Raw genomic sequence first — 15845 nt, 5'->3', positions numbered from 1 at the left:
CCGTGGTGCCGTGGTCGCCGTGGGCGTGTGGGGCCAGTGTGCGCCACCTCCGCGGTCCCGTACAGCGGCCCTGTCAGGACGGGGCGGGACGCGGCGCGCCGGGTGCCGGGCGCAGCTCGCCGGAGCCGCGGACGACCAGGCGGGTGGGGATGACCGTGCGGCGGGCGCGGGAGCGGTCGCCGTCCAGGCGGGACAGGGCCAGCTCCGCCGCGGCCACCCCCATTCCCGCCGGGTCCTGGGCGACGGCCGTCAGCGGCGGGTCCAGGCATTCGGCCAGGGGCGGGTCGTCGAAGCCGACCAGCGCGACGTCGCGGCGCCCGGCGCCCGACAGCGCCACCACGGCCCCGGTCGTGGCCAGGTCGTCGCCGGTGAACAGGGCGGTCGGCGGGTCGGGCAGGGCGAGGAGGCGGCGGGCGGCGGCCGCGGCGGCCTCCCGGTCGTGGCCGGTCGCCACCAGGGCCCGGTCGGCGGGCAGGCCCGCCTCCTCCAGCGCGTCGCGGTAGCCCTGGAAGCGTTCGCGACGGGGGTGGAGGCCGGCGGGCCGGTCGCCGATGAAGCCGACGCGGCGGTGGCCGTGCGCGAGGAGGTGGGCGACGCCGGTCCGCGCGCCCTGCCGGTTGGCGCTCACCACGCAGTCGGCGGTCAGGCCGGCGGCCGGCCGGTCGAGGAAGACGATCGGCAGCCCGGCGGCGCGTTCGGCGCGCAGGTGCCGGTGCTCGGCGGCGGCCGACGGGACGATCATGAGCGCGCTCACCCGGCGGGCCAGGAACGTCGCGATCAGCGCCTGCTCCAGCGCGGCCGTCTCGCTGGAGCAGCCCAGGACGAGGGTCAGGCCGCGGGCCCGCACCACGCGCTCGACGCCGCCCGCGACGGCGCCGAAGAACGGGTTGCCCAGCTCGGGCACGACCAGCCCGACCGTGGCGTCGGCGGCGCCGACCCGCATGTTGCGGGCCATCAGGTTGGGCCGGTAGCCGAGCCTGCCGACCACCGCCAGCACCCGCTCGCGGGTGCCGGCGGCGACGGGGCCCTCGCCGTTCAGCACCCGGGAGACGGTCTTCGCCGCGACCCCGGCCTCGCGGGCCACGTCGGCCATCGTGGGACGCCGCCGCCCGCCCATGCCCGGACCCGTGACCGCGTCAGGACAGGCCGATGGCCCTGGCGGCGCCCTGGTCGTCGACCACGGCCGCGCCGTCGTCCGCGACCCGCAGCGCGCCGGTCATGATGGCCACCACCTCGGCCATCGCGTGGTCGCCCGCCTTGAGCTGGGCGACCCGGCGGCCGAGCCGCTGGACGTGGATGCGGTCGGCGATCTCGAAGACGTGCGGCATGTTGTGGCTGATCAGCACGACCGGGGTGCCGCCGTCGCGGACCCGCCTGATCAGGTCGAGCACCTGCCCCGACTCCTTGACGCCGAGCGCGGCCGTCGGCTCGTCCATGACGACGACGCGGGTGGCCCAGGCGACCGCCCGCGCCACGGCCACGCCCTGCCGCTGGCCGCCCGACAACGTCTCGACCGGCTGGGTGAGCGAGTTCAGCCCGATCTTGAGCGCGGCCATGTGCCGGGCCGACTCCTCGCGCATGCGCCGTTTGTCCAGCATGCGGAGGACGCGGCCGAGCACGCCCGGCTTGCGCAGCTCGCGGCCGAGGAACATGTTGGTGGCGACGTCGAGCGAGGCGGCCACCGCGAGGTCCTGGTAGACGGTCTCGATGCCGTGCCGGCGGGCGTCGAGGGGGTCGCGGAGGCGGACCGGCTCGCCGTCCAGCCGGATCTCGCCGGCGTCGGGCTGGAGCGCGCCGGTGAGGGCCTTGATGAGGCTGGTCTTGCCGGCGCCGTTGTCGCCGATGACGGCCAGCACCTCGCCGGGCAGCAGGTCGAAGTCGGCGCCGTCCAGGGCGGTGACGTGCCCGTACCGCTTGACCAGGCCGCGGGCCTGGAGCACGGGAGCGGTCCGCGTCATCGGTTCCTCCTGCGGGAGAGCTGGTCGACGGCGACGGCCAGGATCACCAGGACGCCGGTGATGAGGGTCTGGTAGATCGACGGCACGCCCATGAGCTGCAGGCCGTTGCGGAACACCCCGACGATCAGCGCGCCCACCAGCGTGCCGATCACCAGGCCGCGCCCGCCGAACAGGCTCGTGCCGCCGAGCACGACCGCGGTGATGCTGTCGAGGTTCTCGCTCTGGCCGGCCTGCGGGTCGCCGACGCCCGTGCGGGAGACCAGCAGCAGCGCGGCGATGCCGTAGACGAACCCGGCGAGGGTGTAGACGCCGACGGTCAGCCGCCGGGTCCTGATGCCGGTCAGGCGGGCCACCTCGGGACTGTTGCCGAGCGCGTACACGTGGCGGCCCCACGCGGTCGAGCCCAGCAGGTACGCGAACAGCAGGAACAGCAGGATCGTCAGCAGCGAGCCGTAGGTGACCCTGGTCTGGCCGAGGTCGAAGGTCTGCCCCAGGAACGTCAGCAGCGGCGGCAGCCCGGTCACCGTCTGCTCCTCGGAGTAGATGTGGGTGAGCGCGAAGACCACGTTCAGCATGCCGAGCGTCACGATGAACGGCGGCAGCGAGATCCGCGTCACCAGCAGCCCGTTGACCAGCCCGAACGCGGCGCACACGGCGAGCCCGGCGGCGACGGCGAGCAGCGGCGGCAGCCCGGCGCCCACGGCCAGCCGGGTCATCACGATGCCGCCGAACGCCATGATCGCGCCGCAGGCGAGGTCGATGCCCGCGGTCAGGATGATCAGCGTCTGCCCGATGGCCAGCGTGCCGACCACCATGACCTGCTGGATGATGAGGGAGAAGTTGGGGCCGGTGAAGAACTGGCCGGAGTTCAGGCCGAAGAACAGGCAGGCCAGCACGAGCGCGAGCGCGGGCCCGGCGACCGGGGCGGCGAGCAGGCGGCGGGCGGGCGCCGCCCGGAGCGTGGCTGCGTCGGCCATCTCAGCCCCAGCAGTTGGCCAGGCCGAAGGCGGTGTCCTTGGCCTCGACCCCGGGGACGGCCCGGTCAGTGATGAGGGTGACGCCGGTGTCGGTGTAGCCGGTGGCCTTCTTGCCGGTCCTGGCGAACTCGGCGACGGCCTTGACGCCGTCCTCGGCCATCTTGAGCGGGTACTGCTGGCTGGTGGCGGCGATCTGTCCTGACTGGACGGCTTTCGTCCCGGTGCAGCCGCCGTCCACGGAGACGATCAGCACGTCCTTGTCGCGGCCCTTGGCCTTCAGCGCCGTGTACGCGCCGAGCGCGGCGGGCTCGTTGATGGTGTAGACGACGTTGATGCCGGGGGCCTTCTGCAGGCAGTTCTCCATCGCGGTCTGGCCTTTGGCCTGGTCGCCGCGGGTGTCCTGGGAGCAGACGACGGACGGGTCGTCGTCCTGGATGCCGTAGCCCTTGAGGAAGCCGTCGTGGCGGAGCTTGCCGACGGTGATGCCGGGGGCCAGGTCGAGGGTGGCGATCCTGGCGGGCCTGCCCGCCATCGCGGCCCTGGCGTACCGGCCGATCAGCTCGCCCGCCTTGAGGTTGTCGGTGGCGAACAGCGCGTCGGTGGCGTCCTGCGGGTCGGTCGGGGTGTCCAGGGCGATCACCAGGACGCCCGCGTCGCGGGCCTTCCTGATCGCGGGGACGATGGCCTTGGTGTCGCTGGGCGTGATGAGGATGCCCTTCACCCCGGCGGCGACCATGTTCTCGATGGCGGTGATCTGGGAGGCGTTGTCGCCGTCGAACCTGCCGGCGGCGCTCATCAGCTCCAGGCCGTTCGCCTGGGCCGACTTCTGGGCGCCTTCCTTCATCTTGACGAAGAACGGGTTGGTCTCGGTCTTGGTGATCAGGCCGACCTTGGGGGCGCCGGGGGCGGACTGCCCGCCTCCGCCGCTGCCGCAGCCCGCGACGAGGAGCGCGGTGACGAGGAGACCGGCCGGGATTCTGGCGATCATGGCGGTTCCTATCGGGGAGGAGGCCATGTCATCGATGACACATGTCAACGTTGACATGGGCTGTGCTGCGATAATGAGCGCGGTTCAGGGGGACGTCAATGGGGCTGCGCCGTGACGCGCGGGGCGGCGGCGGTGAGCGTTCTGGAGAGGCGGGCGTGATGATCGCGGTCCTGGGCGAGTGCGTGGCCGACGCCTTCACGACCGCCCCGCTGCCGCCGTCCGGGAGCGCGACGGCCGATAGCGGGACAGGGGCGGGTGGGGCGCTCGGGCTGCGGGTGCTGCCAGGGGGCGGGCCCGCGAACACGGCGGTGGCGCTGGCCCGGCTCGGCACGCGGGCCCGCTTCCTCGGCCGCATCTCCCAGGACGTCTTCGGCGACCTCTTCCGCGAACACCTGGCGTCCTCCGGCGTGGACCTGTCGGCCTGCGTCGAGGCCGCCGAGCCGAGCACCCTCGCCGTCGCCGCCCTGGACGCGGCCGGGCACGCCGCCTACACCTTCTACGCCGAGGGCGCCGCCGACTGGGCGTGGACCGCCGACGAGCTGGCCCCGTCCCGGCTCGGCCCGGCCGCCTGCCTGCACACCGGCTCGCTCGCCCTGGTCAGGAAGCCGGGCCGGGCCGCGATCGAGGAGTTCGCGCGGGCGGCGTCCGCGCACGCGACGATCTCGATCGACCCCAACGTCCGCCCCAGCCTCGCGGGCAAGGACGACTACCAGGTGGCCCGCTGGTGCGAGTGGGCCGACATCGTCAAGCTCAGCGACGACGACCTGGAGTTCCTGCTGCCGGGTGTGCCGCCGGAACACGCCTGCGACACCTGGCACGACGCCGGCGCCCGGCTCGTCGTCGTCACCCGGGGGGCGGCGGGCGCGCTGGTCTCGCTGAACGGCGAGCGCGCCACCGTTCCGGCCGCGCCGACCGAGGTCGTGGACACCGTCGGCGCGGGCGACGCCTTCACCGCCGGCCTGCTGCACCACCTGCACGCGCGGGGGTTCCTCGGCGGCCGCCTGGACGGGCTCGACCTGGGGACGGCGGCCGAGGCGGCGGCCTTCGCGGCCCGCGTGTCGGCGCTGACCTGCGCGGTCCCCGGCGCCGACCCGCCCTGGGCGGCCCGTCTCGGCACGCCGCCCGGACAGCCGGGCTGAGCGGGCCCCCGCCGCCGCGCGGGGGGCGCGGAATTGTCGGGGCCGCTGGCTAGAGTCCGGGCCATGCTCGGATCCGCGCGGACGCCCAGCGATGCCTGGCAGCAGGTCTTCGACCTCATCGAAGCAGGAGACGACCGGCGCCTGGCCGCGTCGCTGACCAGGGCTGTGGCGGGGCCCAGAGCCGCGTCCATGGCTGAACCCATGGCTGGGCCCTCGGCCGGGCCCATGGCCGGGCCCTCGGCCGGACTCGACGCCGGGCCCTCGGCCCGACTCGACGCCAGGCTCGACGCCGGGCTCGACGCCGGGCTCGACGCCGAGGCCAGGCGGGAGGTCGCCCGGCGGCTCCCCGGCCACCTGAGCCGATGCCCACGCCGCCATGTGGAGGAGAGGGCGAGCAGCTACCGGCTGGCGGGAGCGGCCTGCCTGGAGAGCGCGGCGGAGGTGGCCGACTGGCTCGGCCGCGCCGAGCTGCGCCGCTTCCCCACCTCGGCCAGAACGGACGCCGCCCGCCTTCTGTCCCTCCTGTCCACCCGGCCGGTGCGATGGCGGGCCGAACTGGCCGTACGTCTGGCGCGCGGCCTGGACACCTCGGCCATGCTCAGCGCCGACGGCTGGGGCGACCGGCCGAACTGGGACCTCGCGGCCGCGCTCGTCCTGGAGACACAGATCGAGCCTCCCGGCGAGTGCCCTGCCAGCCACGTACCCGGTGGGGGCGGCAGCGCCGCACCCGACCACGGCCCCGGCACCCTCGACGGCCGCAGCGCGCTCCACGACCCTACGGCGAGTGTCCCCACGGCCCCTGCCCCTGCACCCGCTGGCCCCACGCCCGCTGGCCCCACGCCCGCTGCCCCTGCACCCGCTGGCCCTGCGCCCGCTGGCCCCGTACCGGATGGCCCTGCGCCCGATGGCGAGGCCGACCGCCCTCAGCCCGACGACTGTGGGCACGATCACGACGGGTGTGGGCTCGGTGAGGGGTTCGCGGTGGGATGGGCGATGTGGCGGGCCATGAGGGAGCGGCTGCACGCCCTTTCCCCGCTGCTCGCCCCGGAGGGCCTGCCCCACTACGCCCGCCTCCCCGCCGACCCGCTGCTGCGGCACGTCGTCCCGTACCTCTTCAGCGGGCTCGCCGGGAACGGGCCGGCCGCGGCGTACTGGCGGCTCATCTGGCGCTCCCCCACGATCGTCGCCGAGCTGGCCGCACTGGAGACGACGGGCACGACACCGCGCCGCACGCTGATCGACGGCTGTGCCGCGCGGTTCCTGGCGGCAGGCGGTGACGCGGCGGAGGCGGCCCCGTTCGTGGCGCTGTGGCGGCGGCTGCGGCCGGGGCCGGACGAGGTGCCGGTGCGTGACTTCGTCCGGCTGCTGCCGTCGGCGCCCTCCCCGGTCGCGCAGGTCGCGGTGGAGGAGCTGCGGCGCGCCGACGCGGCGGGCGGCGTGCCCGCGGAGCTGTTCGCCGAGGCTGTGCGGGCGCTGGTGTTCCGGCCCGAGCACAAGCACGTGGCGAACGCGGTGCGGTGGCTGGCGGCCGGCCCGCCCGCGCGGAGCGCGACGGCCCTGGACGCGCTCGCCGCCGCGTTCGACGCGGGGCAGCCCGCGGTGCGGGAACGCGCGGCCCGGCTGGCGGTCAAGCTCGCCCCGTACGCGGACGACGCCGGCCGTGCGGCCGTCCGCGAGGCGGCCGTCCGCCTGCCCGCCGACCTGCGCGCGCTGGTGTCGGCCGGCTACGGCCTGGTGACCGCGGCACCGGAGGAGCCGCCGGCCGTCCCGGCGCTGCACGCGACGCCGCTGCCCGCCCTCGCCCCGGCCGTCACCGGCGCGGCCGAGCTGGCCGTCGAGCTGGAGATGGCCGGGCGCCCCAGGGAGCCCCTGGAGCTCGAACGCCTTCTCGCCGCGCTGGTCGAGCTGGCCTTCCGCGATCGCGACGGGCTGGCGGCGGCCCTGGCGGGCTGGCGGCGCAGACACTGGCGGGAGCCGTTCGACCCGCGCCTGTACACCTACGGCATCAGCGGCTACGACGCCGACCCCGGCTCGCTGCTGGCCCGCTGCGCGCTGGCGATCGTCTCCCCCTCCGACAGTCTCGCGCTGACCGCGTCACTGGCCGAGTACCGGCGGGTGTCCCCGCCGATCGACGCGCGGGTCGACCGGTTCGTCCAGCAGCGCCTGCGCGAGGTCGTGGCGACATTCGAGGGACGCGCCGCCACCGTGCCCGTGCTGCTGGCCACGCCCACCTCGCCGACCGGTCACGTCGATCCCGAGGCTCTCCTCGACCGGATGGAACGGCTCGGTGCGCGGGAGCCTCTCGCGACCGACCTCCAGCAGGCGTTGTTACGGCTGCCGCGCGAAGTGGGCCCGGAGGTCGCCGTGCGGGCGGAGCGGTTGCCCGTACGGGCCGGGCGCACGGTGGCGGAGTGGCTGCGCGGCGGCGGCCTGCCTGACCCGGCGGTGACGTGGAGCCTTGAGACGGTGAAGCACAGCGCCGGTCCGGGCTGGGCCGTCTCGGAGCGGCTGGAGGTGCACGCCCGGGTGGAGCCCGGCCCCGGGCTGCCGCAGCCGGTGGCCGGCGTGTGCCGCGTGGACCCGCTGCGCGACCGGGCTTCGGAGGAGAGGTGGCTGCCGTACGTGCTGCCTTCGCATCGCGAGGTGGTCGCCGCGCATCTCCTGCTCCGCCTTCCGTTACGGCTCGACAGCAGGGACGGCCTGGTGGAGTTCGTGGCGGCTCTGGCGCACGGTGACGGGCCGGTGGGCCCGGCCACGGTGAGCACGATCGTCCTCGGGCTGGGGCACCGGCATCCGGAGCAGCGGGCGTCGGCCATCGACGCGCTGATCACGCTGGCCGCGCGCGGGCAGCTCCCGGCGGCGGAGCTCGGCCGCATCCTGGCGCGGCTGGCCGGGGCGGGACTGGTCAAGCTGCAGCGGGTCGCCGGCGCGCTGGCCGAGCTCACGGCGATGGGCGCGCACGCCGAGGTGTGGGCCGCGCTGGCCGAGGCCCTGCCACCACTCCTGGCCGCTCGCGGCGACCCGCCCCCATCTCGGCCGCGGCCTCGGAGCGGGCTGGGTGAACTTCTCGGGGTCGCCGCGGACGCCGCCGCCCTCGCCGGGGCCCGTACGGAAGTGGCGGGGGTGGCGGAACTGGCCGCCCGCAAGGGCTCCAGCCTCCTGCTGCACGAAGCCCGTCGCCTGCACCGTCAGCTCGGGGGCTGACACCTCGGGCGGGGGTCAGGAAGGGGGCCGTTGTTCAGTCGGTGAGGGTGGTGCGGTGGCCGTTCCAGACGAAGCGCGCCGTCGTCACCGCGTCGTCCCCGTCGCCGGTGATGAGCTGGTGGATGGCGATGCCGTCGAGCTCGCGGTATTCGCACCATTCGTGGTCGGAGGTGAGCACGAGGTCCAGCTCCAGGTCCACCAGCAGGTCGAACACCTGCCCCCGGTTCGTCCGGTCCACGCCCACGAACACCTCGTCCAGCAGGATGAACCGGGGACACTCCGGATCGGTCTGGTAGTGCGCGGCCACGGCGGCGAACAGCGGCAGGTGCAGCGCGATCGCCTTCTCCCCGCCCGACAGCGCCCCGTGCAGCTTCCTCGTGAGGTCCTGCCAGCCCTGGCCGTCCCCGCGATCGAGGTGCACCACGAAGCGGTGCCAGGCGGTGTAGTCGAGCACCCGCATGAGCTGGTCCTCCCAGCTCGCCGAGGAGTCGCCGGCCCGCGCGTGCTCCACACGGTCGCGGAAGAAGGCGTACAGGGCCTCACGGCCGGCCTCGTCGAGCGTGGCCGGGTCGCGGAGCAGCAGGTCGCGGGCGGCGCGGGTGCCGGCGGGCTGGGCGGGGTCCACCTGCCAGGCCAGCCGAACGGCGAGCCCGGAGGCGGTGCGGACGCGTTCGAGACGCTGGTTCATGTCCTCGACCAGGGCGCTCGCCTGCCTGATGCGCTCGGCCAGGTGGCGGCGGGTGCTGCCGGCGAGCGTCCGGTCGAACAGGTCCCGCTCCGCCGCCGTGCTGCCCGACCTGCGCTGGTCGCGCTCGCGGCGCAACGCCTCGGCCAGCGCGACCGTCCCCGTGCGCAGGCCGCCTACCGTGGCGGTCAGGAGGTGGACGTCGCCGTCAGGGGCCAGTTCCAGGTCTGTCCGGTGGGCGAGGGCTTCGCGGGAGCGGTGGAAGGCGTCCTGGAGGCGCGCCTCGGCCTCCCTGAGGTGATGCGCGTCGTACGGGACGGCGCTGAGCTGAGCGGCCGTCATGGTGACGGTGTCAGGGACCGTATTTGAGACCGTATCCGGGACCGTGTCTGGGACCGTGCCGGCGGGCGTCTCGGCTCCTGGCCTCGGGCTCGGACCCGGGAGCGGCTGCTTCGGCGGGTTGTCGCTGTCCGCGGCTGCCCGGGCGGCGGTGGGGGCCGTGGCGAGGGTCAGGCCGGCGTCGGCGGGGAGGTGGCCGGTCGTGAGGTGGTGGAAGCGCCCGCAGGCCGTCGCGTACGCCCGCTCCGCTGCCGCTTGGGCGTCCTCGGCGACGGCGAGCTCGCTCTGGAGGCGTCCCAGACGGGCGTTGAGTGCGGCGATGTCGTCGTGGATCGTCCTGATGAGGCGGCGGCAGGATCGATGGGCGGTCTCGGCCTCGTGGAGGCGTTCGAGCACGCGCAGATGCTCGGTGTCGGCCGCGGACTCGACGGCGGTCAGCCGCTCGGCGAGCACGACGGCCGTGGCCGCGGCCTCCTCCGCCCGTTCGACCGCCCGGACCGCCAGGTTCTCGTACTCGCGGGCGCTCTCGGCGGCGTGCCCGGCCCGCTCGCGGGCGGCCTGGGCGGCGGCCAGGCGTTCGTGCCAGACGGTGGCGGCCGTCTCGGCGGCGCGCAGCGCCTCCTCCAAGGCGTCCAGCGCGGGCAGGGTCGTGGGCAGGCCGTGCGCTGCCGCCTGCTCGGTGAGCCTGCGCCGGCAGTGGACGGCGTCCCGCTCGCGCTCGCGCAGGCGTTCCTCACATGCCCGGAGCCGGTCCTCCAGCAGCGCGATCTTCGCGACGGCGGCGTCGAGCGCCTGCGCCGCCTCGTCGTACGGGCCGCGGCCGGGTCTGCGCCGCAGCTCGGTCGCCAGCGTGTCGCGGTCGCCCGCGAGAACGGCGAGCAGGTGGTCGCACTCGGCGACGAGACCCGCGACGTCGCTCAGCCGCTCGTCCAGCTCGGCTGTCCGGCGACGGCGGGCGCGTTCGCGGGCGGCGGTGCCGAGGTAGGAGGGCTCGGGCTTGCTCCAGCGGCCGGCGGCGGGGCCCAGCCGCCAGGTGCCGTCCGCACCCACTGCAGCCGGATGGCGATCAGCCTCGGCCGGGTCGGCGGCGGTGGACGCGCGGGTGGACCCGGGCGGATGGCCGGCGGTCGGGCGGGCCGTCTCCGCCTGGTGCTCTGAGTCGCGGGGCGTGGGGGCGGGTGCGGTGGGGGCGAAGGCGATGGCGGCCAGGACGGTGCCCGTCGACGCGGGAGCGCCGGGCTCGGCGAGCAGGACGTCGGCCAGGCTCTGGCCGGGCGCGGGGCGCAACGTCGCGATGGCGAAGAGATCGTGTTCGCCCGCCGTCGCCTCGCCGTCGGGGTACAGCCACAGGTCCAGCAGTCCGGCCGACTCCAGCGCGGCTTCCACCCCGGCTTGTACGGCGGTGTCCACGCCGGGACGGAACCCCACCGCACGCCACAGCGGCATCCCGCGGCGGCCCTCGCGGCGGGATGCCGAGATGCGGGAGGGGCGAGGCTCGACGAGCGCTTGTCCGTCGAGGTTGCGGCGTTCCGCGTCCAGCGCCGCCTGTTCCTTGGTCAGGGTCGCGCGGAGGGTGGTGAGCTGTTGTTCGCGGGCCGCCATCCGGACGGATGCCGCGATCCTGGCCTCGGTCACCGCCTCGTCGGCCTGGACGGGAGCATCGGCGAGGGCCGCGAGGTGATCGGGGTCGAGGCGGAGGTGGAGGCAGCCGGCGGCCCACTCGGCGAGGGCGGACGCCAGGTCCCGCAGGCGTTCGTCGCGCAGGCGGGCGGCTCGTTCGCGGGCTTCGTGGGCGGTGTCCAGGGCTTGCCGGGTGTGGTCGCGGTCCTGCTCGGCGGTGGTGCGCCGGTCGAGGGCTCGTTCGTGGGCGTGCGCGGCGGCTCGGACGTCGCGGATCTGGGCGGAGCGGCTGGTCACGGCGACGCGCAGGAGGGCCCGGGCGGGTGTGAGGGCGTCGGGTGCGGGCGATGTGGGGGCGGCGGCGGTCGTGCTCGCGTCCGGTGGCGGCGGGGCGGGGGTGGCCGGGGCGAGCGTGGCCCCGTCGGCGGGTGCGGTGCCGGGGACGGGGACGGGGTTTGTCGCGTCGGTGCGCTTCGCTCCGGTGGCGGGCGCGGCCCCGATCGGGAGCGCGGCCCCGTTGATCGAGGCGGCCCCGTTCGCGCGCGCGGCTCCGTGAGCGGGCGGGGCCTGGTGGATGGGCGAGGCCTGGCGGGTGGGCGGGGCTCCGTGAGCGGGCGGGGCCTGGCGGGTGGGCGGGGCTCCGTGAGCGGCCGGGGCCTGGTGGGTGGGCGGGGCTTGATGAGGGGTGAGCGGGGCTTGGTGAGGGGTGGGCGGGGTTGGGAGGCCGGCGCGGGTGGCGGTGTGGTGGGCCGCGGTGCGGGCGTGGTCGGCGAGGGCCGCGGCGGTGCGGGCCGCCGTATCGGCGCGCAGGGCGAGCTGTTCCTTGGCGGCCGCCGTCCGGGCCGTGTCCGCGGCCTGGTCGCGGAGGGCGGCGGCCGTCTCGTGGGCGCGCCGGGCCTCCGCGCGCAGCCGGTGCAGCCCGTGCCCGGCCTGGTACGCCTGGCTCTCCTTGAGCCCGTCGAGCTGGGCCGCGAGCGCGAGTTCCTGCGCCTCCTCCTGCCCCAGCCGCAGCGTCGCCGCCCGCAGGTCCTCCTCCGCCTCCCGCACGGACGCCCGCGCGGCCCCGGCCGCGGCCGACGCCGCCGACCCGGCGTCCGAAGCCGTGCGGACGGCGGCGGCCGAGGCGCGCAGGACGCGCTGGGCGTAGACCCGCTGCCGCTCGGCGAGCCGGTCGGCCTCCTCGACGTCCTGGTCGAGCCGCCGCAGCTCCTCGCGCTGCCGGTCCAGCCGTTCGAACCCTTCGGCGACGCCGTGGACCTCGTTCTCGTCGAGCGGCGGCAGCGCGCTGGACAGCAGGTCGGACAGCAGCCCGGGGTCCAGGCGTTCGGACAGCTTGGGGGTGCGGAGCTGGCGCAACGCGGTGAGGAGGCAGTCGTAGCGCTGCTCGTTCAGCCCTGGGTAGAGGGTCCGGCGCACGACGTCGCGGTACGCCTCCGGGGAGTCGTGGACCGTTCCCGTCCCGCGCAGCGCCTCCGCGAGCTGGGCCCGGGTGAGCGGCTGGCCGGCGTCGCCGGTGAGGCGGAGGCCGTCCGGCACGCCGACGCGCGTCCCGGTGAGGGTGAAGTAGGCGGCGGTGACGTTCTTCGTGTGGACGGTGGCCTGGAGGCGGGCTCCGCAGGTGAACCAGCGGCCGTCGGCGTGCTGGAACTCCAGCCACACGTACCCGACCCGGGTGACGCCGCTCGCGCCGTCGCCCATGAGGTTCCAGTGCATGGTCCGCTCGGTGCCGCCGAACGTGGACAGCCGGCTCGGCTTGAGGCTGGCGTCCAGCACGTACGGCAGCAGCAGCTCCAGCACCTTGGACTTGCCGCTGCCGTTGGGGCCGCGCAGCAGCAGCCGGCCCCGGTGGAACTCGAACACCTCGTCGTAGTAACGCCAGACGTTGAGGATGCCGGCCCGCGTCGGCGTCCAGCGGGGCCGCCCGGCGGGCGCGGTGCGCGCCGTGGTCAGGTCGGTGACGGTCATGCGTCCTCCACGAGGTCGGCGACCCGGTAGCGGGCGGCGGCGGGCAGCGCGGCGACCCGGTCGCCCGTACGGCGGGCCAGCCCGAACAGCGCCAGCACCTCGAGCGCGTCGGCGGCGAGGCGGGCCGCCCCGTCGTCGGACCGGTACGACCTGGCCCATCGGGGGAAGCGGCCCAGCAGGCCGGCGGCCTCCTCCTCCAGCCGCGCCGTGGTGAGCGGGCCGGCCGTGAGGAGCGGGTCGAGCAGGAGCAGGGCGGCGACCTTGGCGGGGCTGCCGTCGTCGGGGAACCGGGTGTCCGTGGCGGTGCCGTCGGGGTCGACGAGCAGGAAGCCCTCCGCGCGTTCCTCCAGGACGAGGCCGGCCTCCTCGGCGGCGCGGCGGATCGTGCGGCGGCCGGCGGAGGAGGCGGCGTAGGCCGACTGCTCGGGGGTCAGCTCGTCGCGGTAGACGACGGGCTCGTCAAGGAGGCGGCGGAGGAGGGTATGGCGGGCCCGGAGGGTGGCCTGGGTCGGGGTCGGGTCGTCACCGCCGTGGCGGGGCTCGGTGAGGAGCGCGGCGAGGTCGGGCCAGGTGGGGACAGGGCAGGAGGCGGCGGGCCAGGAGGGGGCGGGGCAGGAGGGGGTGAGGCTGCGGGAGGGCGGGGTGGGGGTGGCGAGCAGGCGGATCAGCAGGGTGGTGTCCACGTGGTAGAGGACCGGGGCGTCCTCGCCGCCGGGCGGGGAGTCCGTCGCGGGGGTGAGGGCGCCGTAGTGCTCCAGGAGCTTCAGCGCGTCGGCGAACGCCGCTCGCTCGTCCCCCCGGGCCGGGTCGAACGCGGGCACGCCGGGCTCGACGGCGGCGGCCTGCGTCACCCGCCGCATCAGGTCGCCGATCGTGGTGACCGGCACGGCGAGCAGCTCGGCCGCGCACAGGCACAGCAGCGTGTAGCGGCGGCGGTCGAACGGGGCCCCGCGCGGGCGGCGGGCCGGGCGGGTGGCGTCGGCGCGGGCGGCGACCTTCACGAGCCGGGCGTAGCCCTGCCGGGGCTCGACGACCAGCCGCCAGCCGCAGAAGTAGTCGAACCACTGGACGAGCGGCCCGCGCCGCTTCCTGACCAGGTCGAACGCGGCCGGGTCGGACCGCCGGGCCACCAGCGGGCGGGCGAGCAGCGCCCGGACGGCGCGGGCGATCTCCTCCTTCTCGGCCCGGGCGAGCTGGTTGGCACGGCTGCTCATCGGCCCACCGCCGCCCTGCCATCCGCCGCCCTGCCATCCGCCGCCGGTCCTGGACGGGCGTGGCCGGGGGCCGGCCGGAGGCCGATGAGGTAGTCGGGGGCGCGGAGCCAGCCCTCGGACGTGCGGAGCCGCGTCACCGCGCCGTCCTCCGGGTCGCGCAGGACGATCTCGGCGCGGCCGTCGGAGGTCGCGGCGCGGCGGAGGCCGGCGGGGTCGCGGGGCTGGGCGAGGGCTCGTCCGAGGAGGTCGAGCAGGCGGGCCAGGGTGTCGCGGTCCAGCTCGCCGAGCTGCGACAGCCGCATCGCGCGGCCTCCGGGGAGGGAGGCGTCGAGGTCGGCCGGGGTGGTGGTCAGGGAGGACCAGGCGGCTTCGAGCGCGGCTCGTTCCCGGGCGGCGCGGGCGCGGCGCTCGGCGCGCAGGGCCGACACGTCGCGGACGCGGCCGGTGCGGCCCATCCGCTCGGTACGCCCGCGCGAGCGGAGCAGGGCCGACACCTCGACCGGCGCCGCCTCCCGCCACGGCACCCCGGCCGGGACGTGCTCGGCGTCGGCGTGGCCGAGGTGCGCGTGCCTGGACGGGCCCAGCCCGAACGCGGCGTCCCACAGGCGGTGGGCGTCCTCCTCGGTGGGGGCGGCGGCGAACCAGCGGGCCAGCGCGCGGAAGTCGGCGGCGGGGCTCGACGGGCGGCGCCCGGCCTCGGCGAGCCGGCCGGCCTCCCGCAGGAGCGCGGTCACGGCCTGGCGGGCCGCGTCCTGGAGCCGCCGCACCAGCGGCTCGCCGCCGTCCTGGGGGGCGAACCAGGACCGCAGTTCCTCCCACCGCGCCGCTCGCTCCCCCAGCCAGGCGCCGGCGGGGTCGGCCGCGAGGGCGGCGGGCGGCGGGTGGCCGGCGGCGGCCAGGGCGCGGGCGTGCAGGACGCGCACGTCGTGCCGCGCCACGGCGTCCAGGGCGTGGGCGATGTCGTGGTGGCGCCGGTCCAGGCCGGTGACGAGGTCCTGGAGGTGGTCGAGGGTGGCGGCCTGGTGCGCGGCAAGCGTCGCGTCGGGGTGGAGGTGCGGGCCGGCGTGGGGGTGCGGGCCAGGGTGGGGGTGCGGGCCGGCGTGGGGGTGCGGGGCGAGGTGGGGGTGCGGGGTGGCGGTGCAGCGGGGGGCGGCGGCGCGGAGGTCGTCCAGGTGGCATTCCAGCTCGCGCACCGCCGTCAGGATGCGGCGGTCGCGGGCCGGGTCGGGGTCGCTGAGGAGGGTGTCGAGCTCGTGGAGGCGGTCGGCGATGGCGTCCAGAACGGCCGTCACCTGGGCGCCCGGGGACGCCGCCGCCGTCGCCGCGCGCCGCAGCCCCGCGACGGCGGCCTCGCCGCGCCCGGTCAGCGCGTAGCGGGAGGTCGAGCGCCCCAGTTCCTCGGCCGTGGCGAAGCCGGCCGGGTCGGGGACGACCTCGAGCAGCCCCCACGTGGTGAGCCGGCGGAGGGCCGCGCCGAGGTCGCGCTCCCCCGCGGCCGGGAGGCGGGCGTGGAGGCCGGCGGCCGTGAGGGGCGGTTCGAGGCGGGCGGCGGACTCGGCGAAGGCGCGCAGGATCGCGCTGTGCAGGTCCGCCCGCTCCAACGCGGCGAACCGGAACAGCTCGGCCGGCGCCCATGGCGGCTCAGCCATCGCCCACCCCCTCCCGGGTAACTCCGACCCACGCCACCGTAGCGGGGAACCCGCGCCGGGAGGCCGCGGTTTGCGAGCAGATCACACGGGTACGGCGGCACATTGGA

Annotated in this window: 9 protein-coding genes; 2 read left to right on the top strand and 7 right to left on the bottom strand. The window is 76.4% G+C overall.

The genetic code is table 11. The features are described 5' to 3' along the window. Positions 1–73: 73 nt before the first annotated feature. From MF672_RS35435 to MF672_RS35420, 4 genes are read right to left on the bottom strand one after another with little or no spacing between them, the layout of a single operon-like run. Positions 74–1093: a LacI family DNA-binding transcriptional regulator gene (locus tag MF672_RS35435; protein WP_242383648.1), complete on the bottom strand. Its 1020-nt coding sequence runs from the start codon at positions 1091–1093 to the stop codon at positions 74–76. 43 nt (positions 1094–1136) lie between these two features. Then, positions 1137–1958, bottom strand: coding sequence for an ATP-binding cassette domain-containing protein (locus tag MF672_RS35430; RefSeq protein WP_242383647.1), 822 nt, complete (start codon positions 1956–1958; stop codon positions 1137–1139). Further along, positions 1955–2935 carry an ABC transporter permease gene (locus MF672_RS35425; protein WP_242383646.1) on the bottom strand — a complete coding sequence of 327 codons (981 nt, stop codon included), beginning with the start codon at positions 2933–2935 and terminating at the stop codon, positions 1955–1957. The genes MF672_RS35430 and MF672_RS35425 overlap by 4 nt, the downstream gene beginning before the upstream one ends. A 1-nt stretch (position 2936) precedes the next feature. Beyond that, positions 2937–3923 (bottom strand): sugar ABC transporter substrate-binding protein, encoded by a 987-nt coding sequence (locus MF672_RS35420; protein WP_242383645.1) that lies wholly within the window; start codon positions 3921–3923, stop codon positions 2937–2939. Between the two features lie 98 nt (positions 3924–4021). Here MF672_RS35420 and MF672_RS35415 point away from each other — a divergent pair, with 98 nt between their 5' ends. Further along, complete coding sequence (locus tag MF672_RS35415) at positions 4022–5062, top strand: carbohydrate kinase family protein (RefSeq protein WP_242383644.1); 1041 nt, start codon at positions 4022–4024, stop codon at positions 5060–5062. A 63-nt stretch (positions 5063–5125) separates the two neighbouring features. Beyond that, positions 5126–8266, top strand: coding sequence for a hypothetical protein (locus MF672_RS35410; protein ID WP_247815578.1), 3141 nt, complete (start codon positions 5126–5128; stop codon positions 8264–8266). Positions 8267–8300: 34 nt separating this feature from the next. Here MF672_RS35410 and MF672_RS35405 read toward each other — a convergent pair whose 3' ends face one another. From MF672_RS35405 to MF672_RS35395, 3 genes are read right to left on the bottom strand one after another with little or no spacing between them, the layout of a single operon-like run. Next, positions 8301–12875 carry a TIGR02680 family protein gene (locus tag MF672_RS35405; RefSeq protein WP_242380781.1) on the bottom strand — a complete coding sequence of 1525 codons (4575 nt, stop codon included), beginning with the start codon at positions 12873–12875 and terminating at the stop codon, positions 8301–8303. After that, a complete protein-coding gene (locus MF672_RS35400; RefSeq protein ID WP_242380780.1) occupies positions 12872–14089 on the bottom strand; it encodes a TIGR02678 family protein in 1218 nt (405 codons plus the stop codon). Before MF672_RS35400 ends, MF672_RS35405 begins: the two co-directional genes overlap by 4 nt. After that, entirely contained in the window at positions 14086–15738 is a 1653-nt protein-coding gene (locus MF672_RS35395) for a TIGR02677 family protein (RefSeq protein WP_242380779.1), read from the bottom strand. Before MF672_RS35395 ends, MF672_RS35400 begins: the two co-directional genes overlap by 4 nt. Positions 15739–15845: the final 107 nt, after the last annotated feature.

It is taken from the genome of Actinomadura luzonensis, assembly GCF_022664455.2.
In the GTDB taxonomy this organism is placed as follows: Bacteria; Actinomycetota; Actinomycetes; order Streptosporangiales; family Streptosporangiaceae; genus Nonomuraea; species Nonomuraea luzonensis.
The sequence above is the reverse complement of the archived record's forward strand: the minus strand, read 5'-3'. Positions and strand labels throughout refer to the sequence as shown.

Excerpts from the sequence above, each read along its gene's own strand:
- MF672_RS35435 (WP_242383648.1), bottom strand. The coding sequence starts at position 1,093 with ATGGCCGACGTGGCCCGCGAGGCCGGGGTCGCGGCGAAGACCGTCTCC.
- MF672_RS35430 (WP_242383647.1), bottom strand. The coding sequence starts at position 1,958 with ATGACGCGGACCGCTCCCGTGCTCCAGGCCCGCGGCCTGGTCAAGCGG.
- MF672_RS35425 (WP_242383646.1), bottom strand. The coding sequence starts at position 2,935 with ATGGCCGACGCAGCCACGCTCCGGGCGGCGCCCGCCCGCCGCCTGCTC.
- MF672_RS35420 (WP_242383645.1), bottom strand. The coding sequence starts at position 3,923 with ATGATCGCCAGAATCCCGGCCGGTCTCCTCGTCACCGCGCTCCTCGTC.
- MF672_RS35415 (WP_242383644.1), top strand. The coding sequence starts at position 4,022 with ATGGGGCTGCGCCGTGACGCGCGGGGCGGCGGCGGTGAGCGTTCTGGA.
- MF672_RS35410 (WP_247815578.1), top strand. The coding sequence starts at position 5,126 with ATGCTCGGATCCGCGCGGACGCCCAGCGATGCCTGGCAGCAGGTCTTC.
- MF672_RS35405 (WP_242380781.1), bottom strand. The coding sequence starts at position 12,875 with ATGACCGTCACCGACCTGACCACGGCGCGCACCGCGCCCGCCGGGCGG.
- MF672_RS35400 (WP_242380780.1), bottom strand. The coding sequence starts at position 14,089 with ATGAGCAGCCGTGCCAACCAGCTCGCCCGGGCCGAGAAGGAGGAGATC.
- MF672_RS35395 (WP_242380779.1), bottom strand. The coding sequence starts at position 15,738 with ATGGCTGAGCCGCCATGGGCGCCGGCCGAGCTGTTCCGGTTCGCCGCG.